General features: G+C 32.7%; 2 protein-coding genes. Both read right to left on the bottom strand.

The window, feature by feature from the left end:
• Positions 1 to 403 (bottom strand): ChuX/HutX family heme-like substrate-binding protein (locus tag ACFILW_RS10530; RefSeq protein ID WP_375685812.1); only part of this gene is annotated, 403 nt, incomplete at its 3' end.
• Positions 404 to 478: 75 nt separating this feature from the next.
• Positions 479 to 689 (bottom strand): hypothetical protein (locus ACFILW_RS10525; RefSeq protein WP_375685811.1); only part of this gene is annotated, 211 nt, incomplete at its 5' end.

Below are 689 nucleotides of genomic sequence, written 5' to 3'. Positions count from 1 at the left end.
AAATAGCAACGCCATGTTGATCAAAGAATTGCAGACTTTTTGTAGGTTTTCCAAGAATAACGACATCATATTCAAAACCGAACTTCCATTGTTTTGTAAAAATACGCAAATCAATTTCACCAAGTGTGATAGGAATATGTTCGTTTTGAACAATTTTTTCAAAGCGTCCCGTTATTTCGTGAACAGCATATTCATTGCGAGTTAAGACCATGACGGTTCCAAGTCGAGGTGCATTTTCCAAGAGAGTAGCAACATCGGTTTGTAGCCTTTTTGCTTTTCCAATGGTACAATAAGCCGCAATAAGCTCCGCTTCAGATATACCAATCGAAACCGCAAAATCGCGTTTTCGCATTTCTTTTTTTTCTTCACTCAAACGAAGAATCATTTCAGCTGTATGTGTCATGAATTTACCTTATGTTACTTAACTCAAAAACTAACTTTCAAATTTTACAATTCCAAGGCAATAAATTAAATTCTTTTAAGAGTTCAATCTATCACAAAATAACACTCTATCGCCAACAGCTGAGCAATCAAAAAACGATAAAACAGAAAGAATTAAAACTTTTCTACCAAATCTTTGTAATTTTAAAGATGTTGAAAATAGAAACACAATAATTAATCCTTTTATCAATACGATTTTATTGACCGAATAATTAACAGAAGTGACTAAAACTTTTGTACAAACGACA

It is taken from the genome of Bartonella sp. TT110JLCBS, assembly GCF_042193405.1.
In the GTDB taxonomy this organism is placed as follows: Bacteria; Pseudomonadota; Alphaproteobacteria; order Rhizobiales; family Rhizobiaceae; genus Bartonella.
The sequence above is the reverse complement of the archived record's forward strand: the minus strand, read 5'-3'. Positions and strand labels throughout refer to the sequence as shown.